Below are 23900 nucleotides of genomic sequence, written 5' to 3'. Positions count from 1 at the left end.
TCCCGGACCGATCAGGTGTCCTTATCGGTAGGTTGGTTGAAACGACATGGGGGACATTCGTGCGCAAAATCGTTCTCGCGCCGCTGTGCGCGCTGGTCACGGTCGCCGTGGCGGCGTGCAGTCCGTCAGGTCCGGAGAAGACCAACCCGGAGCTGGCACCGCGCGGCACCCAGATGACCAAGGTCAAGCCGACCAAGCAGGACCTGACGACGAAGCTCAGCATCTCCGGCAAGGTCGAGATGAACCCGACGTTCGGCCTCGTCGCGCCGGTCGCGGGCCAGGTGCGGTACTTCGACGTCCCGACGCCCAACGGCACGCCCACCAAGCCCATCCGGGTCGCGACGGTGTGGAAGGACGGGGCGCCGAACTACGTGGAGGCGCCGGCCGGTTCGACGTTCAGCGGACGTCTGGTCGACGACAAGGCGACGGTGACGGCGGGCATGCCGCTCGCGACGGCCAAGCACGTCGGCTACGCGATCGTCGGCGACATCGACGGCCAGCAGGCGTACAAGATCAGCGGTGCCCTGACCGACGTGACCGTACAGATCAAGAACGGTCCCGGCCCGTTCCCGTGCACCGTGCTCGGCACGATCGCCGCGCTGCCACAGGGCACGATCCCGGAGAAGCCGCCGGTCACGCCGGACAACAAGGACCAGAAGGATCCGAAGGACCAGCCGCAGCAGCCCAAGGACCAGCCGCAGACGCCGAGCTCGGCGACGGGCCTGCGCATCGTGTGCACCGCGCCCGCGGACGTGCAGATGATCAACGGCGCCAGCGCGTCGATCGAGGTCACCACCGGCAAGTCGGCGCAGGCGCTGGTCGTTCCCGTCGAAGCCGTGGCCGGTCAGCAGGGCAAGGGCAAGGTCGACGTGATGCAGCCCGACGGTTCGCGCCGCACCACCGAGGTGACCCTCGGCCTCACCGACGGCAAGGTCATCGAGATCAAGTCGGGTCTCACCGGTGACGAGGAGCTCGCGGTGCCCGGCCCGAACCTGCCGGAAGGCCAGCAGCAGGGCGGCGAGCCGAGCCAGAAGCCGACGGGACCGTGATGACCGCACCACAGGTTCAGGTCCAGGCGCCGCTGCTCCAGCTCAACGGCATCACGAAAGTCTTGAAGGGCCAAGAGGAACCGCGCACGATCCTGTCCGGGGTGGACCTGACCGTCCACCCCGGACAGAGCGTGGCGATCCTCGGCAGGTCCGGCTCCGGCAAGTCGACGCTGCTGAGCCTCATCGGGCTCTTCGACCGTGCCGACGAAGGCCAGTACTTCCTGCACGGCAACGACATCACGCGACTGCCGGAACGCAGGGCCGCCGCACTGCGCAGCGCCGAGTTCGGGTTCGTGTTCCAGCGGTTCTTCCTGCTCAAGCACCTCACCGCGGCGCAGAACGTGGCGATGGCGCTGGTGAACGGCCAGGGCTGGTCGGCCCGCCGCAAGCGCAAGCAGCAGGTGATGGAGGCGCTGGAACAGGTCGGCATCGCGCACCTCGCGAAGTCCAAGCCCGCCAGGCTCTCCGGCGGTGAGCAGCAGCGCGTCGCGATCGCCCGCGCGCTCGTCCGGCAACCGCGGGTGATCCTCGCCGACGAGCCGACCGGTGCGCTCGACACGGAGACGGGCAACCTCGTCGTCGAGGTGCTGCTCAACACGACCAGGCAGGGCTGCGGCCTCGTGCTGGTCACGCACGACCACGACCACGCGCGCAAGATGGGCCGCGTGCTGGAGCTGCGCGACGGGCGGTTCAACTGATGTTCTCCGGCAAGTTGCGGTCCGCCCTCGTCATCGGCGGACAGGGCATCCGCGCCCGCAAGCTGCGCACGTTCCTGTCGATGGTGTCGCTGTTCCTGGGCGTGCTCGCCGTCGTGACGGTGCAGGCCGGGGCCGAGATCGCCGAACGCGCGATGCTCACCGACGTCGAGCTCCAGGAGGGCAAGGACGGCACGGTCATGGGTTACATCCCCGGTGAGAAGGGCGCGCCGGGGATCGTGGAGGCCACGCTGAAAGGCCGCAGCGACGCGGTCGCGATGATCAGCTCGAAGGCGGTCATCGGCGAGCCCGGCGTGCGGCCGATCAACGAGGGCGGCATGCCGTTCGAGTACGCGGGCCAGGGCGGCGGCTACTACGGCCCCGAGGTGTACTGCGATTCCAGCGGTGTGTGCCAGGAGCAGAAGAAACCGGAGAAGAAGCCCGACGGCCAGGCGATCGAGGTCAGCATGGTCGCACTGACTGGCGACATCCGGCCGTTCAAGCCGTTCCGCCCGGTCTCCGGAAGCTGGCTCGACTTCACCACGGCGCCTTCCCTCGCACCCAGGATCGTGCTCAACGAGGAGGCCGCCAAGGGCCTCGACCGGTACCGGATCCCCGGCGAAATGATGATCGAGGGCGCCACCCACCACCTGACACCGCAGATCGTCGGCGTGGTCCAGGACGGCAACTTCCAGCCGCGCATCTACATGCGCCTCGACGAGCTCCGCACGTGGATGCCGACCGCGGTCGCGGCCAGCGAGACCGACAGGTTCCGCGGCGGCGGCACCAGCCTCGAGCTCTACCTGCAGCCGGGTTCGGACGATCTCCAGCAGCTGCTGAAGGCCAAGCTCGTCGGCGCCGGCGTCGACCAGAACCAGCTCAACTTCCGCACGGTGAACTCCAAGGAGCGCATGGAGTCCCAGCTGAAGATCATGCGGCTGATCTTCCTCGGCATGGCGTTCCTGGTGCTGCTGATCGGCGTCGCGGGCATCCTGAACGTCGGCCTCGCCACCGTCGGTGAGCGCGTCGAGGAGTTCGCCCTGCGCCGCGCGGTGGGCATGTCGCGCATGCTGCTCGCGGGCATCGTGCTCGCCGAGACGTTGCTGACGGGCCTGCTGACCGCCGCGCTGGCGATCGGCGCGGGCGCGGCGGGGCTGCAGGTGGCGCTGATGATGTTCGGCCACCGGTTCCCGTCGTTGCTGGGCACCGTTTTCCCGTGGGAGGCGGGCATGGCCGGTGTCATCGCCGGTCTGATCGCCGGTGTGCTCGGTGGCCTCATCCCGGCCATCCGGGCGGCACGGATCCCGATCGCCACAGTCATGCGGGCCTGAGTCCTTGGCCCGTTGCCGGCGAAGCCCCGGACCGCGAGAGAGGCGGGCCGGGGCTTCGTACTTCCTCAGGCCTGGTTGAACTCGTCCGGGTTCGGGCCGATGCGGCCACCGCGGTCCAGAGTGGACAGCGCGGCGATCTCCTCGTCCGACAGCTCGAAGTCGAACACCGCGATGTTCTCCCGGATCCGCGCCGGCGTCACGGACTTCGGGATCACGATCGTGCCGAGCTGCACGTGCCAGCGCAGCACGACCTGGGCCGCGGACCGCTGGTGGCGTGCGGCGATCTCGGTGACCACCGGGTCGTTCAGCAGCTCGCCGCCCTGACCCAGCGGTGACCAGGCCTCGGTCTCGATGCCGTGCTGGGCGTGGAAGACGCGCAGGTCGCTCTGCTGCAGGTACGGGTGCAGCTCGACCTGGTTGACCGCGGGCACGACGCCGGTCTCGTCGATCAGGCGGCGCAGGTGCGCGGGCTGGAAGTTGGAGACGCCGATCGCGCGGACGCGGCCCTCCTTCTGCAGCTGCACGAACGCCTTCCACGTGTCGACGTAGAGGTCGCGCGCGGGCGTCGGCCAGTGGATCAGGTAGAGGTCGAGCACGTCGAGCTTGAGCTTCTTCAACGACTCGTCGAACGCGCGCAACGTCGAGTCGTAGCCCTGGTCGGTGTTCCACAGCTTGGTGGTGACGAAGACGTCGTCACGGTCCACACCGGACTGTGCGATGGCCTCACCGACACCGCCCTCGTTGCCGTAGGCGGCCGCGGTGTCGATGCTGCGGTACCCGGCCTTCAGCGCCTCCGCGACGGCGGGCGTGGCCTCGGCGTCCGGCACCTGCCAGACACCGAAACCGAGCTGGGGCATGATGACGCCGTTGTTGAGCTTCAGGGTGTTCAAAACCAGTTCCTAACTCGTGTTACGGGATCAGCGTCGGAGCGGTGCCGCCGTCGACGCGCAACGCGGCCGAGGAGGAAACGACCACCGGCGAAGCAGTGCGAGGAGCGGGGGTTCGCCCCGAGGGCGAAAGACCGTCGTGTAGGCTCGATCAGCCGGTGCGGGGCGAAAACCAAGCCACGTACCGGCCTACCGCCGGGCTGGCGGGACGTGAAGTCTGTGGAGCTTGTGTAAGACCGATGGTCGGTACTCCGGCCCTCGCCGTGAAAGCGGGTCGGCAACGGGTGGTGAAGCAGAAAGCTCAACCCGCGAGGGGCGAATCTCCCTGCTTCAGCTGGGAGAGAAGTCAAGCCGTAGTGGACCATCTCAGTATGGGCGTGGACACGGACGACTCCCTGCTCACGAAGGTCACCCGGCACTACACGCCTCGCTCGACCATGCGGGGCGTGTAGTGCCGTGCGAGCCGCACGCCGGACATGACGTTGGTGTCGAAGAACCGCTGCCACTCGGCGTCCTCGATCTCGAACACCGGCTGGGCTCCGTAGATCCCCATGTTGTTGACGAGCACATCCACGTCCGGCAGCTGCTCGACCATCTCGGCCGCGCCTTCGGCGGTCGCGATGTCGGCCGCGATGCCGCGCACGTCACCGTGACCGCTCAGCTTGCCGACCGCCTCGGCCACGCGCTCCTCGGTGCGACCGCTGACGACCACCGACGCACCCGCCTTCAGCAGCGCCTCCGCCGTGGCGAAGCCGATGCCGGAGGTGGAGCCCGTCACGAGGGCCGTGCGTCCCGACAGATCCATGTCTCTCCCCGGTAGACTTGTTCAAGACGATTACAAGCGTACGCAATAGTTGCAGACGCTGTCTATTCGAGAAGGGTTGACCTATGTCACTGGACGACGACGCCGTCCAGGCGCGCGCGCAAGGCTGGCGCACGCTCGCGGCGTTGCACGCACGCATCGAGGACCGCCTCGAGAGAGCCCTGCAGAAGGCTCACGAACTCTCGGTCAGCGAGTACACCGTTCTGGACGTGCTCAACCGCCAGGACGGCTTCCACCTCCGGATGAACCAGCTCTCCAACGCCGTGGTGCTCAGCCAGTCGGCGACGACGCGCCTGGTCACGCGCCTGGAGGACCGCGGCCTGCTCGCCCGCTACCTCTGCCCCACCGACCGTCGCGGCATCTACACCGAGGTCACCGAGAAGGGCTGCGAACTGCTCGCGCTCGCCCGTCCGACCCACGACGAGGTGCTCTCCGCGTCGCTGGAGGAGGCATCCGGAACTCCGGAGCTCAAGCCACTCGTTGAGGCGCTCGCCAAGCTGTAGCGCGCTCGGCAAGATCACGCGCATGGATCTCCACGCCCTGATCCGCGCCGAAGCGTCCCCGGCCGAGCAGCAGCGCGCACTCACCGAACCGGTGGTGACAGCGCTCGTCGACGCCGGCGTGCACCGCCTGATCGCCCCGAAGCGCTACGGCGGCGCCGAACTGGGCCTGCCCGAGTGGAACCGCGAGATCCAGGAGCTCTCCCGGTCCGACGCCTCGACGGGCTGGACCGCGATGACGACCACGATCTCGTCGTCGCTGGCCTGGTACCTGCCCGTCGACGCCGCCGACGAGGTCTTCGGCGACCCGCGCGCGTTGATCGCGGGCACCGCCGCGCCGTTGGGGAAGGCTGTCGAGACCGACGGCGGTTACCTCGTGACGGGCCGTTGGGGCTGGGGCAGCGCCGTCACGCATTGCTCGTGGGTCATCGGTGGCACTCTCACGCCCGTTGGCCCGCGTCTGGCCGTGTATCCACGTTCGGACGTGACGATCCACGACACGTGGCACGCTGCTGGCCTGCGTGCCACGAGTTCGCACGACTTCTCTCTTGAGAACGCCTTCCTGCCGTTGCGCCGTGCCGTGTGGCCGATCGGCGTCACGCCCGGCATCGAGGGTCCGATCACGGTGTTCCCGTACTTCAGCTTCCTGGCCGCGGGCGTCGCGTCCGTGTGCCTGGGCGCGGCCCGTCGCGCGATCGACGAGATCGAGGCGCTGGCCGTGTCCAAGACCCCGCAGTACGCGACATCTCGCCTCGCCGAACAGACCGGTGTGCAGATCGAGCTCGCGGTGATGGAGGCACGGCTGTCGTCCGCGACGGCGTTCCTGAACGACGCGTTGAGCACCACCTGGGACTTCGCGCTGAACGGCTCCCCCGCACCGGATCCGGTGAAGGCGCGGCTGCGGCTGGCCTGCTCGTTCGCGGCGGGTGAGGCCACCGAGGTCGCGCAGAAGGCGTTCGCGGCGGGTGGCGGCAGCTCGGTGTTCGAGTCGTCGGTCCTGCAGCGCTGCCTGCGCGACGTGCACGTGGCCGCCCAGCACACGGTGGTGTCGCGGCGGATGTTGGAGACGTACTCGATGCTCAAGCTGGGCCTGGCCCCGGACATGTCGAGGTTCTGATGGACGCCCTCGAAGCGATCATGACCACGCGGGCGATCCGCCGGTTCACCGACGAGCCCGTCGCGGACGACGACCTGTGGACGTGCCTGCGCGCGGCCCAGCAGGCGCCGTCGGGCGGCAACGTCCAGCCGACCCGCTACCTGGTCGTCACGGAGCCTGCCCTGCGTGCCTCACTCGGTGAGCTGTATCGCCGTGCGTTCGCCCGCTACACCGAGGCGTCGCCTGACCGCCGTGACGACGCGGTCACCCGGCGCATCGGCCGTTCCGCGCAGCACCTCGCCGACAACCTCGCGTCCGTGCCGGTGATCGTGTTCTTCCTCATGCCGCGCCTCCCGTCGCTGGTGGAGGGCATCGACATCGGCCCGGTGCACGCCTCGGTCTACCCGGCGGTGCAGAACTTCTGCGTGGCGGCACGCGCGTTGGGGCTCGGCACCACGCTGACCACGGTGATCAGGGTGCACCAGGCCGAGGTGCTGGAGCTGCTGGGCGTACCTGACCGGTGGGAGATCGCCGCGATGGTGCCGCTCGGCCACCCCGCCGAGAGGTTCTCCGTGGCCGTCCGACACGACGTGGCGGATCTGACTTCGTTCAACCGCTGGAGCTAGGGTGCGTGCATGCCCGACACGCAGTACGAAGACCTGCTCCGCCACGTCCTGAAGGAGGGCGTGCACAAGGAGGACCGCACCGGCACCGGCACGCGGTCGATCTTCGGCCACCAGCTGCGCTACCCGCTCGCCGCGGGCTTCCCGCTGATCACGACGAAGAAGGTGCACTTCAAGTCGATCGCGTACGAGCTGCTGTGGTTCCTGCGCGGTGACAGCAACGTCCGCTGGCTCCAGGAGCACGGCGTGACGATCTGGGACGAGTGGGCCCCTTCGGACGGCGAGCTCGGCCCGATCTACGGCGTCCAGTGGCGCTCGTGGCCCACCCCGGACGGCGGTCACGTCGACCAGATCGCCGAGGTGCTGCGGACGTTGCGGGAGAACCCGGACTCGCGCCGCATCATCGTCTCGGCCTGGAACGTCGGCGAGATCCCGCAGATGGCGCTACCCCCGTGCCACGCGTTCTTCCAGTTCTACGTCGCCGACGGCAAGCTCTCCTGCCAGCTCTACCAGCGCAGCGCGGACCTGTTCCTCGGCGTGCCGTTCAACATCGCGTCCTACGCCCTGCTGACCCACATGATCGCCGCCCAGACCGGCCTCGGCGTCGGCGACTTCATCTGGACCGGCGGCGACTGCCACATCTACGACAACCACGTGGAGCAGGTCGAACTGCAGCTCAGCCGCGAGGCGCGCCCGTTCCCGTCGCTGCGCTTGGCCCCTGCTTCCTCGTTGTTCGACTACAGGTTCGAGGACTTCGAGATCGTCGGCTACGACCCGCACCCCGGCATCAAGGCCCCGGTGGCGGTGTGATCGGCCTGATCTGGGCGCAGGCCCCCGGTCGCGTGATCGGCCGCGACAACGCGATCCCGTGGCGCATCCCGGAGGACATGAAACACTTCCGTGAGATCACCGCGGGCTCGGCGGTCCTGATGGGCCGCCGCACCTGGGAGTCGCTGCCTCCGCGCTTCCGCCCCCTGCCGGGCCGCCGCAACCTGGTGCTCTCGCGCACGCCGCAGGAGGGCGCCGAGACGTTCTCCTCGCTGGAGAAGGCCCTGGCGGACGTGACCGGCGACGTGTGGGTGATGGGCGGGTCGGCGGTGTACGCGGCAACGCTGCCGTTCGCGGACCGGGTCGAGGTGACCGAGGTCCGTGAGACGTTCGAAGGGGACACGTACGCGCCGGTGGTGGACCGTGAGCCGGTCAGCGTCGGCGAATGGCTGGAGTCCAGTTCGGGCCTGCACTACCGGTTCGTCAGCTACTAGCCGGACCTGCATCGAAGCCAAGCGGGTCAGGCATACCGGACATACTTTTTTGGCGCGAAAAGCACGTTCGGGCCGATAGATGGCCCGAACGTGCTTTTCGCGCCAAAAAAGCGGGCGCTCACCAGCATCAGCGGCGTCTGGCGCGGGCGTGCCAGGCCTCCACGATCAGCTCCTCCAGCTCCCCCACCCCGATGTGCTCCAGCCGCACCAGGATCGCCGGATACCCGTTGAAGTGCGGCGTCGTGAAGTAGACCGAGTCGTCGGAGGCGAGCAACGCTTCCTTGGCCCCGAGGTCCGGCACCCGCGCCGCCAGGATCGGCCCCGACGGCGCCGCCGCACCCAGTGCCGCCAGGTCGAGCTTGCGCAGCGGCCGTTCCCACACGAAGAGCTTCTCCTTGACCCTCCAGTCGACGACGCCCTCCCGCACCCCCTCCGTCACGTCCGGCATGGAGGTGGCGATCCTGCGCACGTCGTCCCAGGTGGCCATCGCTCGCTCCTACAGGTGGTCCGGCGGACGCTGCTGCTCGGCCAGGAACCGTTCGAACTCGGCACCCAGCTCGTCCGCGCTGGGGAGGTCGGTGTTCCCGACAGTCTGGATGAACGCGTCGTACTGCCGCTCGAGCGCTTCCACCACCTGCGCGACCTCCTCGGACTCCGCGACCTGGCGGTGGATCTCGGCGTCGGCGGCCTGGGCCGCGTCGATCAGCGAGCCGATCGGCAACGCGAGGCCCGTCGAGCGCGCTACGGCGTCCAGCAGGGTCACCGCTGCGGTCGGGTACTGGGACTGCGCCAGGTAGTGCGGCACCTGGGCGGCGAAGCCCATCGCGTCGTGGCCCGCTTGGCCGAGGCGGAACTCCAGCAGGCCGGAGACGTTGCCCGGCACCTGCACGCGGTTGAAGAACGGCTGGTACTCGGACACCAGCTCGGGGCGTGTGGCGTGGCCGATGACGTTCAACGGCCGTGTGTGCGGCACGCCCATGGGGATGCCGTGGAAGCCCACGGTCAGACGCACGCCCCAGCGGTCGATGAGCGAGCGCACGGCGAGGATGAACGCCTCCCAGCCGCGGTCCGGCTCCGGGCCGGTGAGCAGCAGGAACGGGTGGCCGGCGCTGTCCCACAGCAGGTGCACGACCAGTTGCGGGGCGGCATAGTCCTCCCAGTGGTCGGTCGCGTAGGTCATCAGCGGGCGGCGCGAGCGGTAGTCGATCAGGCCGTCGATGTCGAAGCGCGCGACGACGCGGCTCTCCAGGGTCTCCAGCAGGTGCTCGGAGAGCAGGCGGCCGGCGGCGCCCGCGTCCATGAAACCCTCGAAGTGGTGCAGCAACACCGCGCCTGTCAGGTCCGGCACCTCCGAGTCCACCTCGTACAGGTTCTCCGGGTCCACCGCACTCCTCCTGAACAATCGTTCCTGTCTCGTCCAAAGCCAACCATGTGGACACGGGACTGATTCCGCACGGGTCGATTAGCCCATACAGACCGTGTGAGCGCATCACCTCACGGGTACCACAACGCCGTGGACAGGCGCTGGGTGATGCGTGGAGCTTTGGTCGCGGCCGTCTTCATTCTCCTCGGCGCGGCGGTGTACGTCTTCGGCCAGTTCAGGCCCTTCGGTGACGAGTCGATCGACCGCAGCCAGCCCGCGATGCTGAAGTCGGTGCGGGACCTCAGCCAGTACCACGCCGCGGCAGGCGAGTTCCAGGTCGTGCTGGACATCGAGAACGACGTCAAGTGGGTGCCTTCGGCGCTGGCGGGCGAGCGGACGTTGTTCGTCGCCGCCGGTTCGGTCAACGCCTACGTCGACCTGGGCAGCCTGAAGGACGACGGGCTGGTCGTGTCACCGGACGGGAAGACCGTGGAGCTGCGGCTGCCGAAACCGCAGCTGGACAAGCCGAACCTGCACCACGACCGGTCGTACGTCTTCAGCCAGGAGCGCGGGCTGATCAACGATCTGCAGGCCCTGGCGGGACCTCCCGACACGCAGCGGTTCTACGTGGCCGCCGAGGCGAAGCTGACCGAGGCGGCGAAGCAGTCGGAGTTGCTGAGACGGGCCGAGGACAACACCCGCGTGATGCTGACCGGAATGCTGCAGTCGTTGGGATTCCAGGTGAAGGTGATCGGCGACTGAGACCCGAACCGTCATCGCTTCCTCGACGAACGTCCAGCGGTGAGCCGACCTCACCGGGATAGGATCCGTTGGTGGAAGACGATCTGATGGCCTGGGCGCCCGCCACCGGTGCCGCGCCGGCACCCGCGATCGCGTTGCCGGGCTACAGCGGTTTCCGCGTGATCGCGCAGGGCGGCGAGGGCACGATCTACCGCGCCCGCCAGGACGGGCTGGGTCGTGACGTCGCGGTCAAGGTGCTCCAGGTGACCGACCCGGCGACGCTGAGCCGCTTCCGCCGCGAGCTGGAGATCACCGTCGAGCTCGGCCGTCAGCACCCGCACATCGTCACCGTGCTGGACACGGGCACGCTCCCGGACGGCCGCCCTTGCATCGTCATGGAGTTCTACGAACGTGGTTCGCTGCACGACCGTTTGCGCGCCATGGGTCCGTTGCCCGTGCCGGACGTCGTGGCGGCGGGCATCGCGGTGGCGGACGCGCTGGCGTTCGCGCACGGCCAGGGCATCCTGCACCGGGACGTGAAGCCGCAGAACGTCCTGGTGCTCCCGACTTCCTACGTCCTGGCCGACTTCGGCATCGCCCGCGGCGCCGACGCGGGCCACTCGGCGTCGTTGCAGATGGTCAGCTACCGGCACGCGGCGCCGCAGATGCTGGAAGGCATCGCGCCCGCGTTCGCCGACGACATCTGGTCGCTCGGCTCGACCCTGTTCACGTTGCTGGAGGGCAAACCGCCGTTCGCCTCGGACAACCCGGACGAGGACACGCTGCTCTCCTACATCGGCCGCGTCAGCAACGCCGAACCGCGGTCGCTGACGCGGTTCGACGTGCCCGCGCCGCTCGTGGCCGTCATCAACCGCTGTCTGCGCAAGGACCGCGCGGAACGGTTCGCATCCGCCCTCGAACTCCGCGACGCTCTCATGGCGGTGAGCTCGGGCACCGCACTGTCCGTTGTGGACCCCGAGGCGACGTCGATGCTGGGCGAGCGCACGTTCTTCATCCCCGACGGCCCGACGGAGGCGCCCGGTTTCGGCCCGCGCGGGTTCGTTCCCGAACCGGAACCAGAACCGGAACCCGAACAGGAGCCGGACGATTCCTGGCGGGGCAGACTCGAGGACCTGACCTACCGGCAGCACGACTTCGTGCCGCCACCACCTCCCCGCCCGCAGCCGGTGGCAGTGCTGCCGACCGTCGACCTGCCTCCCGCCGAGCCGATGACCGCCCCTGTGCGCAAAAAGGGGCGGGGCGGTGTGCTCGCGCTGCTGGCCGTGCTCGCGGTGGTGGCCGGGCTCGTCGTGGGAATGGTGCTGAACCGCAAGGAGGACCAGCAGGTCCAGGCGCCGGTGCCGACGACGCTGCCCGTGCCGACCTCGGACTCCACCGACGCGGGCCCGCCGCCCAACTCGGACCCGAAGTTCATCCCGGTGCTCAAGCGCGCCGAGTACAAGGGCAAGGCGATCGAGCTGGAGTGGAGCGATCCGAGCGGCGGTCAGGCCGAGTTCGTCGTGATCGACGTGACCGGTGCCAAGCCGTTCGCCGTGACTCGGGTGACCGGTGGTGGCACCAAGTACGTGATCGAGGACGGCGGCGGTGTCCGGCGTTGCTTCCAGATCGGGGCGATCGGCTACAACGGCGGCCGCGGCAGCTCCGCGAAGGTCTGCGCCGCCAAGAACTAGGGCCTGTATTTGCCCGGCGGACTGGCGTACGGTCCCCCGGTGCAAAGCGTTCGTCATGCAGGCCAACCGTTGTTCGCTCGTGGACGCAACCGCCGCACACTCGTGGCGTGGGCGGCCGTCCCGCTCGTCGTCGGCATCGGGATCGGCGTGCTCATCGGTGGCAACCTGCGGCCACCGACCCCCGTCGACGATTCGCCCGCGAGAACGGATGAGCCCGTGCGGCTCGACTACACCGACATGCCGTGCGACCCGGGCTCGTCCGTCCTCGTCCTGCACTCGCTGGAGGGCGCGATGCGCGTGGAGGACGTCAAAACGTTGGTGGACTACGAAACCATGTGGGTGAAGCACCGCGAGAACGAGAATCCCGCTCTGCGCGGCCAAACCGCGTTGCTGAGCAGACGCGACGACGTCTGCGACGCCATCGTGCCGGAGGACTCGCGGTTCACCCAGTTCGTGTGGGTCGGCCCGTTCCAGTCGGACATCGCACCGTCGCTGTGCGCGGCGTTGCTCAAGGTCACCTGGGAGAACTGCATTCCCGCCCAGGTGGTGCGCTGATCGTCAGCGCCGGAACAACGGTCGCGGGTCGATCGCCCACACCACCTTGCGCCACCAGGAAGCCTTGCGCCGCACCGCTTTCCTGATGTCGCGAGCGAACCGCCAGCCGTGTTGTTGCGGCGTGCTGGGCGGCGGTGCGAACGCGGCCTGGTCCACCATCACCGCGAGGTGTGTCCCGGCTTCTCCCCACTCGCGGGCGATGTCGGGCACGGTCCGGCTGGGTTTCGGTCTCAACCCCGCGAGCTGCAACGAGTCCAGCACCTCGTTCCACGCCCCCACCGGCCCTGCCGCCCTGTGCCGCAACCGTCGCGACGTCCGTGCCGCGTACAACCCGATCAGCAGCAACACCGGTGCGAACGCCCAGAGCGGAAAGCCTTGCCGCACCTCGGGAGCAGCCACGGCGTCCGGCTGCACCGCGCTCGGCTGCACGAGCGGCGGCACGGACGCCAGCGACGTCGGCGTGGGCTTGGCCGTGGTCGACGCGAGCCGGTTCAGCACCTCGCGCTTCGACGCGGCACTGGGCCCGCTTCCGTTGCCGGACACGGGATCGAACGCGACCCAGCCCCACCCGCTGAAGTACACCTCCGGCCACGCCGTGGCGTCGGCCGCGCGCACGACCCGTTCACCGTTCTGCTCCGGCACGGGCTGGAACCCGACCACCACGCGCGCCGGCAACCCGACGGCCCGCGCGAGCACCGCGTACGCCGACGCGAACTGCTCGGCCGTCCCCGCCCCGGCACCGGATTCGCCGGGGTTGCCGAAGAGGAACGTCTCCAGCCGCGCGTAGGACGACCCGACCGGCGCCTCGGCATCGGGCCGCCGGTTGAGCCGCACGACCTGTTCCAACGCCACGGCCTTCTCGTACGGCGTGCGCGCGTTCGCCGTGGCCTGCCGCGCATACTCGGCCAGCGTGAACGGCAACCGCGGCAACGCCGTGTACCGCGTGGCGTCGGCGGGAACCTGCGCCTCGGCGAGATCGGCGTCGGACGGCGTCTCCACCACCCCGCGCACCGTGTAGCTCAGCCCTGTCTTGACCCCGTCGGCCACGACCAACGACCCGGTGTCCGGATCCACCATGGCGTTGCTCAACGACACCGCCTGCGGCCTGCCCACCCCGGGCAACCACTCACCGTTGAGCCCGGTGATGGTGAGGTCCACGCTGGCGTCCTGGAACCTTCCGCCGGTCGGCAGATCCGGTGCGTCCACCACCCCGAGCGGCCCGTAGGTGCTGGCTGCCTCCCACGACGCCCCCGAGTACCGGCTGAGCGTCACCAGCCGCACGGGCACCTCGGGCCCGCGCATCCGGAACAACTCGGCATCCCCCTGCGCCGCCCACGCCGCGAGCTGCGGCAAGGGGTTCGCGATGGCGATGTCCGTGACCGGCGGCGTGACGAGCTTGCGAGGCTCAAACCCGTTGGCAGGCAACACGAACGCCAGCAACGTCAGCCCTGCCAGCGCCGTGGCGAGCACCGCGGGCGGCACGACGGGCCCGCTCCGGTCGATGATCAGCCACCCCAAGGCGAGCACCACGACCAGGACGAGCGCAGTCAGCCCATAGCGGTCTGCTCTTCCGGTGGTGAGCAAGGCCGCCGCCACGTAGAGGGTGGCCGAGCCCAAGGCGGGCACGAAGAGCGCAGTGCCGCGCTTGGTCACCGACAGGACCGTCACCGTGGAGACGCCGATGATGAGCAACAGACCCGGCACCAGGAGCTCGGGCGTCGCCGGGGCGGGGCGGGCGGCGGTCAGGAGGCGGGGGACGGTGTCGAGCAGCACCCACGTGGGGTCGCGGTCGGGTGAGGCGCCTTTGGCAGCGAAGAAGCCTGCTGCCATGGCCAGCACCATGACCGCGAGGCCGGCCAGGCCTGCGGGGACCAGTTTTTTGAGGAGCAGGGCCAGGAAGCCGGTGAAGGCGGCCAGTCCGAAGTAGAGGGTTGCGCCGTCCCAGGCTTGGGAGAGCTGGAGGGAGGCCACCAGGAGGAGCGCGGACACCCAGGCGTACTTCACGGGGTCACCGCCGGGTTCTGCGGGTGGGCTGGTCGGGAGTGGGTTGCCGCTGGGGTGGCAGGCACGCAGGTCGGGGCGGCCGCAGGAACCAGTTCGGCTGGCACGTCCGAAGACACCGCAACCTGTCCAGCCGCCGGCACCGCGCCAGCTCGCCCGCGTCTCATCGCGCCCGCCGCACCGACGTCCACCGAGCCGGACCAGCTATCAGCTGCGCGGCGCCGCAGCGCGTGCTTCATCGCGCCACCACCGCGTTCCACGAGTCGACCAGGTCCTCCGCCTTCGCCCCGCTGATCACCAGCACCGAACCCGCGGCGCTCACCGGGCGCTTCTCGTCCACCACGAGCATCGTGCCGAACGCTGCCCTACCCGCCTCCAGCACCAGGGCGGGGACCGGCTCGCCGCTCACCACGGCCACCACGTCCAGGTCGCGGACCGGCACGGTCGGGCGGCCGTCGACGGTGTGCAGTTCCAGGTCGGCCAGGGCGGCGAGGATCGGGGCCGCGTCCTGGGTTTCTTCCAGGTCGGTGCTGCCGGAGGACGTCAGCAGGCGCACCGGGTGGCCCTGTTCCAGGGCCGAGGTGATCAGGGACGCGGCCACCTCCACCGCCTCCTCGAAGCGCTGTTCCTCGGCGTACGAGGAAGTGTTGTCGTCCAGCAGCACTGCCAGGTGCGGGCGGGCCGGGTCGGCGTCCTCGCGGATCATCAGGGTTCCTGTGCGGGCGGAGGTCGCCCAGTGCAGGCGGCGGAGGTCGTCGCCCGGCACGTACTCGCGCAGGCCCACCAGGTCTGTGCCGCCGCGCTCCACGCGTTCGTCGGCGCCCACCTGGCCTCGGCGGGCTCCGGAGGGCAGGCCGCGCACCGGCAGGACGCGGGGGACAACGCGCACCTGCACCACTTCGCCCAGCACCGTTCGAGCTTGGGCCAGGCCCGCCAAACCCTTGCGGCGCAAGGTGAGCGGGCCCACGTCGAACACGCCGCGCCGTTCGGTCGGGATGGCGTAGTCGACGGACTCCACGGCGCCGGGCTTGAGCAGCGGCACGTCCACCGTCATCGGCGCACCCGCGACCAGGTCCACGGCGTCCAGCGCTACCGGCCAGCGGCCGACGGCCGACAGCTCCAGGCGGCCGCTGCACCGCGCCAGGCGTGGCACGGTGCGCGGGCGGACCGTGCGCGACACCGACAGCGGTGACGCGATCAGCACCGAGACCGCGGACGCGATCACCAGGCCCACCAGGGCCAGGCCGAACGCCGTCATGCCCGGATAGCGCCACCACAGCCCGACGCCGAGCATCAGCAGGCCCAGCACCGCGGTTCCGGTGCCGCGCAGGGTGAGTCTCATTGCGCCGCGGGCTTGGGCACCGGCACGCGCGAGAGCACGTCGGCCAGCACCTCGGACGTCGTCACGCCCGCCAGCACGCTTTCCCGCGTCAGCACCAGGCGGTGGGCCAGCACCGGGTCCGCGATGTCCTGGACGTCCTGCGGCACAACGAAGTGCCGGCCCTTCGACGCCGCGTACACCTGCGCGCACCGGACCAGCGTCCGCAACCCGCGCGTCGACGTGCCGAGCCGCAGCCGTTCGTCGGTGCGCGTGCCCACGCCCAAAGAGGACACGTACTGCAGGATCGGGTCGGCCACGTGCAGCAACGACAGCCGGCCGCTGAACGCGCTCACCTCGCGCGGTGACGTCACCGTGTGCACGTCGGCGATCCGGCCCGCGCCGCTGCCGGGGCGCAGCACGTCCAGCTCGTCCTCGACCGACGGGTAGCCGATCGAGGTGCGCAGCATGAACCTGTCCAGCTGCGCCTCGGGCAACCGGTAGGTGCCGTCGAGGTCGATCGGGTTCTGCGTCGCCACCACGAGGAACGGGTCGGGCACCGCGTGGCCGACGCCGTCGATCGTGACGGTCCGCTCCTCCATGACCTCGAGCAGCGCTGACTGCGTCTTGGCCGCCGCGCGGTTGATCTCGTCGGCCAAGACGATGTTCGCGAACACAGGACCCGGCCGGAACCGGATCTGGCCCGTCTGCGGGTCGTAGACCGAGGTGCCCGTGACGTCGGACGGCAGCAGGTCCGGCGTGAACTGCACACGCCGCGAGATGCCGCCCAGCGCACCGGCCACGGCTCGTGCCAGCGTCGTCTTTCCCGTGCCGGGCACGTCTTCCAGCAGCACGTGGCCGCCCGCGAACATCGCCACGAGCACCAGGTCGATCACGTCGCGTTTGCCGCGCACCGCGCTCTCGACCGCGTCGCCGAGACGGGTGTGCAGGTCGCGGAAGGCCGAAACCTCACCGGTGTCGATCACTTTTCCTCTTCTCTGCGAACACCGATGCGCAACAGGAACGCGCACGCCAGCAGGCCCAGTCCACCCGCACCCATCGGCGCGGTCTCCGCTCCGGCGGGTGCCATCCGCGGGATGCAGCCGGGTTTGCCCTGGCACTCGTCCAGGATGAAGAGCGCGTTCTTCGGTGCGGACTCGACCTGACCACCGCCGGACGCCCCGTAAGCGCGCACGACGATCGTGTTGGTGCCCTCTTCCAGGTCGATCTGCGCGGTGGTGGCGGTGCACGGGATGCCCACCGAGTAGCCCTGCGTCTTGTTGACGACCTCGCAGCGCCCGTTGTGGCTCGCCCAGTCCGCCGGCGGCGCCATGTTCACCGTGCGCCTCGACGCCATCCGCCCACCGGTGATCGACGTGATCACCGTGGCACCCGCCGTCGGCAACGACGGCGGTGGCGGAGGTGGAGGAGGCGGCGGCGGTGTGGTCGTCGTCGTGGTGGGCGGAGGCGGAGGCGGCGGGTTGTTGGGCGGTGGGTTGTTCGGCGGCGGGTTCGGCGGGGGCGGGTTGTTCGGCGCTGTCACGGTGAACGACGCCATGCCCGCGGCACCGGCCGTGGTCGCCGTCGACGCGCGCACCGTCACGTCCAGCCTGCCGCTCGTGCAGAACGTGGAACCCGTGCACGGCAACGACAGATCAGCGGACGTACCGGCCGACTGGACCGACACCGAACCACCGCTGAACGATCCGGAACCCGTCACGGTGTAGCCCACGATCGGGTCGGTCGAGGAGACCGCGCTCCAGCTCACCGTCACGGTGACCGCGGCGGAGCTGCGCCCCTTCTCCCGCACCGTCACACCGGCGGGCGCGGCCGGCGCGGACCCACCCGGAGAGGACGGCGGCGTGGACGAGCTCGGCGGCGTCGACACCTCCGGTGGATTGCCCCCGTTGTTGTTGTTATTGCCCGGATTGCGCGGCGGCTTCACCGGCTCGTGGGGGTTCGGCGGCGGAGGCGGCGGCACCGAGGGCGGCGGCGAGCGGTCCGGGTCCTTCACCGGCACCTCGGGGCTGCGGATCGTCAACGACCGGGTCGCGCCGTCGGTGTCGACCAGCACACCCGTCGAGGAGCCCGGCACGTTCACGAACAACCGGCCGTCGTCGAACACCAGCTCGGGATCGGAACCACCGGACGTGCGCACGTCGTCACCACCGCGGCGGCCACCGCGGTCGAGGACGATGACCTTGCCGGATCCCTTGCACGGCACGTAGACCTTGTCGCGGAACACCGCGGGACGCCCCGGCTTCGGACACCCCATCGCACCCACGTCGACGCGCAGCACCTGCCCGTCGACGACGAGCACGACCACCGACGAGTCCGGCACCGACGCGGGCACGAGGTCCGTCGGCGACATCTGCGCCGCGATCACCTCGGCATCGGTGCGGTCCGTCGACCGCGAGACGTCCTCTCCCGTGCCGTCGCGCACGACGACACCACCGTCGAGACCGATCAGCGTGACACCCTGGTCGTGCGGCACCAGAACCGTGCGCGGCCCGGCACCGGTGACCTGGCGCTGCGTCCGTTCCTGGAACCGCTCCTCGTCGTCGGACCAGTCGAGCGACCGCAACGTGCCGCCGTGGTCGACCACCCACAGCACGCCGCGCTCGTCCACGACGGCGTCGGCGAGCGGTTGCCCGGCCTCCCACTTCTGCCCGATGTCGGCCAGCGTCAACGGATCCGCGGTGTGCACGGTGCCGGCGGCGCGGTCGACGACGAACACCATCCCGTTCGCCACCAGCACCTTGCTCGTCGCACCGGGCGGCGCCTGCCGGCGACCGGACGCGAGCAGCGTCGCGAGATCGATGACGGTGATCTCACCGGTACGCCGGTTCAGCACGATCAGCCGGCCGTCCTCCTGCGCGATCTCCAGCTGCGAGTCGGGCCCGCTGATCTGCAGCCGCGTCTGGGGTTTGCCCGACACCGGGTTGACCTGGACGACCTCACCGCGCTGGTCGTCGCCCAGCCACGTGAGCCCGTCCGACACCTCGACGGAGGTGCGGGAGATGCCCTGCCCCAGCGCGGCGCCCGCGAGCACCAGAACACCCAGAAGTGCCGCGACGAAACTCGCCGATTCCCGCCCTCCACCGGAGACGATCCTTCTCATCCGGTGCCACCAAGCCATGCGCGCCTCCCTCGCCCGCCGGGGATGCTAACCCCCGGCTATGACAACTTCGGACGGTGCACGGTTCCCGGATCGCCCGGTCAGCCGACTGGCAGACATAGGTGAATGTAATGACGAGGTCTGACAGTTTCGGAAACCGAATGGCGCTGGGCCGAAGTGATCAACCCGCAGGGCAGGTCGGCGTAGCGCCTCCACCGACTGCGAGGTGGTGGCTACTTGAATATGGTGGATCACCCGGACGAACTGGGAGGTGGCCGGTGATCCCCACCAGACGCCCGTGGCTGACCACGTGGGGCGAGGTCGTCGCATCGCTCGCCGAGCTCGATCCCGCCGACATGGTCTGCTTCGGCAGCGGCCCGAACTCCCCGGACGATCCGTGCATGGTCGTCGACACGGTCGAACTGGACGAAGACGAGGACGTACCGCCCGAGGCGGCCGGACGTGGCTGGACGACCGTCCTCATCACGGACCAGATCGAGGACGTCGTCGACAACCTGGAGCAGCAGATCCCGAACCCCGATCTCGCCACGATCCTCCGCGCGACCGCGCACTACGTCGACCACGACGCCTTCATCGAGCTGCCGGAGGAGGCGGCCGATGATCCCCAGTAGACGCCCGTACCTGACCACGTGGGCCGAGGTCGTCACATCGCTCGCCGAGCTCGACCCCGACGACATGATCTGCTTCGACAGCGGCCCGAACTCACCCGACGACCCCTGCCTGATCGCCGACACGGTCGAACTGGAAGAGGACGAGGACGTTCCACCCGAGGCAGCCGAACGAGGCTGGACCACCACCCTCATCAAGGAAGAACTCCAAGGCGTCGTCGGCAACCTGAAGGGACAGATCCCGAACCCGGACCTGGCCACGACCCTCCGCGCAGCCGCGCACTACGTCGACCACGACGCCTTCATCGAGCTGCCTCAGCCTCTAACTGAATAGAGTGGATTCACACCCACATCTACTCACGTATCGGCAGAGTGGACTCATGGAGATCCCCGGCACGGGCCTTGCCAGGCAGGCGCTCACCACCGCGCTCGACACCACGGCGGCCGTCGCTGCCGTCCCCGGCCGCGTGCTGGGCCTGATCAGCGAGGTCGAGCAGCTGGTCCGCAAGGTCAACGGCACGATCGACGCCGTCGACGGCGTCGTGCGCAAGGCGGACGAGCTGGTCGGCCGCACCGCCAACGTCGTGGCCGACGCCGAGAAGGCCGTCGACGAGGTCCGCGCGATCACCGCCAGTGCCAGCGACGTCGCGGAACGGGCGGGCCAGGTCGTCACCACCGCGGGCCACACCGCGCACACCGCCAACGAGCTGATCGGGATCTACGAGCCGATCGCCAAGCAGGCCCAGCCGCTCGCGAAGCGGTTCGTGGACGAGCTGTCCCCGCACGAGGTCGAGGCCGCGATCAAGCTCGTCGACGAGCTGCCGGTGCTGACCGAGCACCTGACCAGCGACATCCTGCCGATCCTGGCGACGCTCGACCGGGTCGGTCCCGAGGTGCACCAGCTGCTCGAGGTCACGAGCGACATGCGCCAGGCGATCCTCGGGATCCCCGGCTTCGGGTTCATGCGTCGACGCGGCGAGAAAAAAGAGGAAGAAGAAGGTGTGAGGTCTCCCGAAAACGGGTAACCGGGCCGCCATGACGGCTCACGCGCGCGAAGATCAACTCACCTGGTGGCTGCTCAGCGGCATTTTCGGGCTCCTGTCCGCGACGAACGTCGGACTGGCGATCACCGAACACACGGCCTGGCCCTACGCGCTCGCGGCGTTGCTGCTCGCCGCGAGCGCGTGGAGTGCCAGACACGCTCTCAGACCTTCCCCGTCTTCTGGTGCGTCAGGTTCGACGGGGCTCCGAACCGGAAAGGCCGCAGCCGATAGGTCGCGGTTTTCTCGTCTGGGAGTGTGATCAGCCCGAACGAGGTGACGTCCGGATCGAGCCGCGCCGCGACCCGGTAGTCGGTCGCGCCCGCCGGCTTGAGCTCGATCAGGTACCCCTCCTCGTCCGACGCGCGGTCCTCCCACGTGAACAAGATCCCGTTCGCGTGCTTCACCTCCGCCCTCGGGTTCCCCGGCGCCGCCTCGGGTGAGGACACGGCGTGCGTGCCGCCGCCCGTCCTGCGCGGTTCCGCCCACTGGTGCCCGTCGCTGTCCGGCACCTCCTCACCCGGCGGCAACGTGACGTCCACAGTCGTCGAAGCAGGCCCGTGGTACGGCCGGACCCGGTAGTAGAACTGGGTTTCCGGGATCAGGTCCGGGTGTTCGTAGGAGTTCTTCGACGGTGGCGTGAACTCCAGGACCACGTAGTCGCCGTCGGCCGCGTTCGCGTACTCGACGACCTGCCCGGCCGCTCCCGCCTCCGGACGCCAGTGCAGCGTCACGTCGACCGGCGAGGTCAGCTCGGAGGTCAGCACGGGGTCCCGCTGTTCCTGGCCGCAGGCAGCCAGGAACAGCAGTCCCACCAACGACAAGCGACGAATCACTTGCGCCAGAACCGGATGTTGCTCCACACGACCGTGGCAGGTCCCTGCCCGCTGGCCGTCCGGTACGCACCGAACTTGTCGTAGAAGTTCCCGCCGGAGCTCGAGACCGAGTGCTTCTGCGAGCCGTTGATGTACGTCCGGTGAGTGCTGCCCACGACGTGCACGGTGTTCACGCGCACGGTCGTGCCGACGGTCGCACCGGTGGCGATGGTGTTGCCACCGTGCACCGCGTAGAGCCGGCCGCCGCGTTCGACGGCCAGCATGAAGTACGGACCCGCGCCGGGGTCGTCCTTGAACGTCTGCTTGAGACTGATGCGGGTGCCACCGAGACTCGTGATCCGGAAGCTGCCCTCGAACTGTCGCGTGCCGCCGGTGTAAGTGGCGTACCGGCGTTCCGCACGCTGGTCACCGCTCGCGGTCGAGCAGGTGAGCCGGAACGTGAGGTCGCTGACCGTCCCGCACCCGCGCTGCTGCACGGAGAACGACGGCGAGTAGCTCGTCCACGGACCGGATTCCACCTGCGCCTGTGCGGGCGAACCCGACACGAGCAGCCCGGTTGCCAGAGCGATCCCCGCGACGATGCGGAGTCGTTTGGACATACCGATACCTCCTCAAGGCGTGCTGAAGACAGCACGTGTTCTCAGGGGGCGGTAGCGGCACTGTATCGGATAATGATCCGGTGTTCGACCTCCATCGTCTGCGGCTGCTGCGCGAACTCTCCCAGCGGGGCACGCTCGCCGCCGTCGCGCAGGCGCTGAACTACAGCCCGTCCTCGGTGTCGCAGCAGCTCTCGTTGCTGGAGTCCGAGGTCGGGGTGCCGCTGCTCGAACCGGTCGGGCGGCGGGTGAAGCTCACCCCGCAGGCCGAGATCCTGGTGCGGCACACCGAAGAGGTGCTGACGCGGCTGGAACGGGCCGAGTCCGAGGTCGCCGCGTCGCTGCACGAGATCACCGGGACGCTGCGGGTCGCCACGTTCCAGACCGCGGCGCTGGCGCTGATCCCGGCGACGCTGGCGCGCATGAGAGACGAGCACCCCTCGCTTCGGATCGAGTTCCAGGTGCTCGATCCGGCGGAAGCGCTTTCCGCCTTGAACGCCCGCGACTTCGACCTCGTCTTCCTGGAGGAGTGGCCCGACCAGCCGGAGGCCCGGTTCGCCGGGCTCGAGTACCGGGAGGTGTGCCGGGACCCGATCCGGCTCGCCGTCCCGAGTGGACTGCCGGAGTCCGAGATCGAGTCCTATCCGTGGATCATGGAACCCACCGGCATGCCGCAGCGGACGTTCAACGTGAACTGGTGCCGCCACAACGGTTTCGAGCCGGACGTGCGGTTCTCCTCCACCGACGTCCTGGTGAAGCTGCGGTTCGTCGAACGGGGCCTCGCGGTCGCGCTGCTGCCGGACCTGGTCTGGTACGACCGCGAGATCACCGTCGACCTGCACGAGCTGCCGGTGCCGCAGTCCCGGCTGCTGTTCACTGCGGCACGGGCAGGGCGAGGTCAGCATCCCGCTGTGCGGGCTTTCCGGGAGACGCTGGCGCTTTCCGTAGCGCCGCTCCGACCCCGGCCGTGATCACCAGCGCGATGCCGCACAACGAGATCACGCTCAGGTGCTGGCCGAGCATGATCGCGCCGGCGAGCGCGGCCGCCGCGGGTTCGAGGGCCAGCGCGACGCCGAACGTGCTGGCCTGCAACGTCTTGAGCGCCCTGATCTCCAGGGTGTAGGGGATCGCGGACGCCAGCAGTGCCACCAGCGTGCCCAGCAGCAGGACCTCGGGCTCGAACAACGCGGCACCGGCCGTGGAGAGCCCGTACGGCAACGTGAGCGCCGCCGCGATCAGGCTCGCACCCGCGAGACCACCGGTGCCGAGCCCCGCCGTCGCGAGCTTGCGCCCCGCCAGGACGTAGAAAGCCCAGAACACGGCCGCGAACAGGGCGAGCGCCACGCCGATCAGGTCGAGTTTCGCGCCGGTGTACTCCCGCACGCCCAGAACTACCACGCCCAGCAACGCCAGCCCGACCCACACGAAGTCCCGCGCTCTCCTGCTCAGCACGGCCGCGAGCCCCAGCGGCCCGAGGAACTCGATCGTCACCGCCACACCGAGCGGGATCCGGTCGAGCGCGAGGTAGAACGTTCCGTTCATGCCGGCCATGGTCATCCCGAGCACGAGCGTCTCCTGGCGGAACTTCGGACGGACGATCACCGCGAGCATCAGCGCCGCGATGCCGAGCCGCAGCGCCGTGGCGCCGGGCGCGCCGATCTGCCCGAAGAGCTGACTCGCGAACGCCGCGCCGAACTGCAGTGAGATGACCGAACCGAGGACCAGGAAGACCGCCATGCCCACAGC

26 protein-coding genes are annotated in these 23900 nt (G+C 69.5%); 15 read left to right on the top strand and 11 right to left on the bottom strand.

Annotation, left to right across the window (positions count from 1 at the left end):
• Positions 1-59 precede the first annotated feature (59 nt).
• The 3 genes from ACFOWZ_RS32115 to ACFOWZ_RS32105 are packed head-to-tail and all read left to right on the top strand — an operon-like array spanning position 60 to position 3075.
• Positions 60-1049 carry an efflux RND transporter periplasmic adaptor subunit gene (locus ACFOWZ_RS32115; protein ID WP_382377687.1) on the top strand — a complete coding sequence of 330 codons (990 nt, stop codon included), beginning with the start codon at positions 60-62 and terminating at the stop codon, positions 1047-1049.
• A complete protein-coding gene (locus ACFOWZ_RS32110) occupies positions 1049-1747 on the top strand; it encodes an ABC transporter ATP-binding protein (RefSeq protein WP_382377686.1) in 699 nt (232 codons plus the stop codon). The genes ACFOWZ_RS32115 and ACFOWZ_RS32110 overlap by 1 nt, the downstream gene beginning before the upstream one ends.
• Positions 1747-3075, top strand: coding sequence for an ABC transporter permease (locus ACFOWZ_RS32105; protein WP_382377685.1), 1329 nt, complete (start codon positions 1747-1749; stop codon positions 3073-3075). Before ACFOWZ_RS32110 ends, ACFOWZ_RS32105 begins: the two co-directional genes overlap by 1 nt.
• A gap of 65 nt (positions 3076-3140) precedes the next feature.
• On the opposite strand, the gene ACFOWZ_RS32100 is transcribed toward ACFOWZ_RS32105, so the two are convergent.
• Together ACFOWZ_RS32100 and ACFOWZ_RS32095 are read right to left on the bottom strand one after the other, a co-directional pair.
• Positions 3141-3932 (bottom strand): aldo/keto reductase, encoded by a 792-nt coding sequence (locus tag ACFOWZ_RS32100; protein ID WP_382377746.1) that lies wholly within the window; start codon positions 3930-3932, stop codon positions 3141-3143.
• Positions 3933-4380: 448 nt separating this feature from the next.
• Positions 4381-4767, bottom strand: a complete 387-nt coding sequence (locus tag ACFOWZ_RS32095; protein WP_382377683.1) for an SDR family NAD(P)-dependent oxidoreductase — start codon at positions 4765-4767, stop codon at positions 4381-4383.
• An 83-nt stretch (positions 4768-4850) separates the two neighbouring features.
• Here ACFOWZ_RS32095 and ACFOWZ_RS32090 point away from each other — a divergent pair, with 83 nt between their 5' ends.
• From ACFOWZ_RS32090 to ACFOWZ_RS32070, 5 genes are read left to right on the top strand one after another with little or no spacing between them, the layout of a single operon-like run.
• On the top strand, positions 4851-5288 hold the full coding sequence (locus ACFOWZ_RS32090) for a MarR family winged helix-turn-helix transcriptional regulator (RefSeq protein ID WP_382377682.1): 438 nt from the start codon (positions 4851-4853) through the stop codon (positions 5286-5288).
• 22 nt (positions 5289-5310) lie between these two features.
• On the top strand, positions 5311-6402 hold the full coding sequence (locus tag ACFOWZ_RS32085) for an acyl-CoA dehydrogenase family protein (protein ID WP_382377681.1): 1092 nt from the start codon (positions 5311-5313) through the stop codon (positions 6400-6402).
• The gene (locus ACFOWZ_RS32080) at positions 6402-7007 is read left to right on the top strand and encodes a nitroreductase family protein (RefSeq protein ID WP_382377680.1); all 606 of its coding nucleotides are present in this window, start codon (positions 6402-6404) and stop codon (positions 7005-7007) included. The genes ACFOWZ_RS32085 and ACFOWZ_RS32080 overlap by 1 nt, the downstream gene beginning before the upstream one ends.
• Positions 7008-7016: 9 nt before the next feature.
• Positions 7017-7814 (top strand): thymidylate synthase, encoded by a 798-nt coding sequence (locus tag ACFOWZ_RS32075; RefSeq protein ID WP_382377678.1) that lies wholly within the window; start codon positions 7017-7019, stop codon positions 7812-7814.
• On the top strand, positions 7811-8266 hold the full coding sequence (locus ACFOWZ_RS32070; protein WP_382377677.1) for a dihydrofolate reductase: 456 nt from the start codon (positions 7811-7813) through the stop codon (positions 8264-8266). The genes ACFOWZ_RS32075 and ACFOWZ_RS32070 overlap by 4 nt, the downstream gene beginning before the upstream one ends.
• Positions 8267-8393: 127 nt before the next feature.
• Here ACFOWZ_RS32070 and ACFOWZ_RS32065 read toward each other — a convergent pair whose 3' ends face one another.
• Both ACFOWZ_RS32065 and ACFOWZ_RS32060 read right to left on the bottom strand, forming a co-directional pair.
• Complete coding sequence (locus ACFOWZ_RS32065) at positions 8394-8753, bottom strand: MmcQ/YjbR family DNA-binding protein (RefSeq protein ID WP_030472786.1); 360 nt, start codon at positions 8751-8753, stop codon at positions 8394-8396.
• Between the two features lie 9 nt (positions 8754-8762).
• Positions 8763-9650 carry a proteasome assembly chaperone family protein gene (locus ACFOWZ_RS32060; RefSeq protein ID WP_035913404.1) on the bottom strand — a complete coding sequence of 296 codons (888 nt, stop codon included), beginning with the start codon at positions 9648-9650 and terminating at the stop codon, positions 8763-8765.
• 129 nt (positions 9651-9779) lie between these two features.
• Here ACFOWZ_RS32060 and ACFOWZ_RS32055 point away from each other — a divergent pair, with 129 nt between their 5' ends.
• From ACFOWZ_RS32055 to ACFOWZ_RS32045, 3 genes are all read left to right on the top strand, one after another.
• Entirely contained in the window at positions 9780-10391 is a 612-nt protein-coding gene (locus ACFOWZ_RS32055) for a DUF4230 domain-containing protein (protein ID WP_382377674.1), read from the top strand.
• A 71-nt stretch (positions 10392-10462) separates the two neighbouring features.
• Positions 10463-12061, top strand: a complete 1599-nt coding sequence (locus ACFOWZ_RS32050; RefSeq protein WP_382377673.1) for a serine/threonine-protein kinase — start codon at positions 10463-10465, stop codon at positions 12059-12061.
• Between the two features lie 69 nt (positions 12062-12130).
• Positions 12131-12616, top strand: coding sequence for a hypothetical protein (locus tag ACFOWZ_RS32045; protein ID WP_382377672.1), 486 nt, complete (start codon positions 12131-12133; stop codon positions 12614-12616).
• Between the two features lie 3 nt (positions 12617-12619).
• On the opposite strand, the gene ACFOWZ_RS32040 is transcribed toward ACFOWZ_RS32045, so the two are convergent.
• The 4 genes from ACFOWZ_RS32040 to ACFOWZ_RS32025 all read right to left on the bottom strand — a co-directional run bounded on the left by ACFOWZ_RS32040 (position 12620) and on the right by ACFOWZ_RS32025 (position 19056).
• Positions 12620-14620 carry a transglutaminaseTgpA domain-containing protein gene (locus ACFOWZ_RS32040; RefSeq protein ID WP_382377671.1) on the bottom strand — a complete coding sequence of 667 codons (2001 nt, stop codon included), beginning with the start codon at positions 14618-14620 and terminating at the stop codon, positions 12620-12622.
• A gap of 232 nt (positions 14621-14852) precedes the next feature.
• Positions 14853-15959, bottom strand: a complete 1107-nt coding sequence (locus tag ACFOWZ_RS32035; protein WP_382377670.1) for a DUF58 domain-containing protein — start codon at positions 15957-15959, stop codon at positions 14853-14855.
• Positions 15956-16921 carry an AAA family ATPase gene (locus ACFOWZ_RS32030; protein WP_382377669.1) on the bottom strand — a complete coding sequence of 322 codons (966 nt, stop codon included), beginning with the start codon at positions 16919-16921 and terminating at the stop codon, positions 15956-15958. The genes ACFOWZ_RS32035 and ACFOWZ_RS32030 overlap by 4 nt, the downstream gene beginning before the upstream one ends.
• Positions 16918-19056, bottom strand: coding sequence for a hypothetical protein (locus ACFOWZ_RS32025; protein ID WP_382377668.1), 2139 nt, complete (start codon positions 19054-19056; stop codon positions 16918-16920). The genes ACFOWZ_RS32030 and ACFOWZ_RS32025 overlap by 4 nt, the downstream gene beginning before the upstream one ends.
• A 275-nt stretch (positions 19057-19331) precedes the next feature.
• Here ACFOWZ_RS32025 and ACFOWZ_RS32020 point away from each other — a divergent pair, with 275 nt between their 5' ends.
• From ACFOWZ_RS32020 to ACFOWZ_RS32010, 3 genes are read left to right on the top strand one after another with little or no spacing between them, the layout of a single operon-like run.
• Entirely contained in the window at positions 19332-19685 is a 354-nt protein-coding gene (locus tag ACFOWZ_RS32020) for a DUF7716 domain-containing protein (protein WP_382377667.1), read from the top strand.
• Positions 19672-20016, top strand: coding sequence for a DUF7716 domain-containing protein (locus tag ACFOWZ_RS32015; RefSeq protein WP_382377666.1), 345 nt, complete (start codon positions 19672-19674; stop codon positions 20014-20016). The genes ACFOWZ_RS32020 and ACFOWZ_RS32015 overlap by 14 nt, the downstream gene beginning before the upstream one ends.
• Positions 20017-20062: 46 nt before the next feature.
• The gene (locus tag ACFOWZ_RS32010) at positions 20063-20707 is read left to right on the top strand and encodes a hypothetical protein (protein ID WP_382377665.1); all 645 of its coding nucleotides are present in this window, start codon (positions 20063-20065) and stop codon (positions 20705-20707) included.
• Between the two features lie 179 nt (positions 20708-20886).
• Here ACFOWZ_RS32010 and ACFOWZ_RS32005 read toward each other — a convergent pair whose 3' ends face one another.
• Together ACFOWZ_RS32005 and ACFOWZ_RS32000 are read right to left on the bottom strand one after the other, a co-directional pair.
• Positions 20887-21537, bottom strand: coding sequence for a fibronectin type III domain-containing protein (locus tag ACFOWZ_RS32005; RefSeq protein WP_382377664.1), 651 nt, complete (start codon positions 21535-21537; stop codon positions 20887-20889).
• A 17-nt stretch (positions 21538-21554) separates the two neighbouring features.
• Complete coding sequence (locus ACFOWZ_RS32000) at positions 21555-22157, bottom strand: hypothetical protein (RefSeq protein ID WP_382377663.1); 603 nt, start codon at positions 22155-22157, stop codon at positions 21555-21557.
• 80 nt (positions 22158-22237) lie between these two features.
• On the opposite strand from ACFOWZ_RS32000, the gene ACFOWZ_RS31995 reads away from it, so the two are divergent.
• Entirely contained in the window at positions 22238-23125 is an 888-nt protein-coding gene (locus tag ACFOWZ_RS31995) for a LysR family transcriptional regulator (RefSeq protein WP_382377662.1), read from the top strand.
• Here ACFOWZ_RS31995 and ACFOWZ_RS31990 read toward each other — a convergent pair.
• Entirely contained in the window at positions 23028-23891 is an 864-nt protein-coding gene (locus ACFOWZ_RS31990; RefSeq protein ID WP_382377661.1) for an EamA family transporter, read from the bottom strand. The genes ACFOWZ_RS31995 and ACFOWZ_RS31990 overlap by 98 nt on opposite strands.
• Positions 23892-23900: the final 9 nt, after the last annotated feature.

It is taken from the genome of Lentzea rhizosphaerae (genome assembly GCF_042649515.1).
GTDB lineage: Bacteria > Actinomycetota > Actinomycetes > Mycobacteriales > Pseudonocardiaceae > Lentzea > Lentzea aerocolonigenes.
This window is presented reverse-complemented; position numbering and strand designations above follow the sequence as displayed.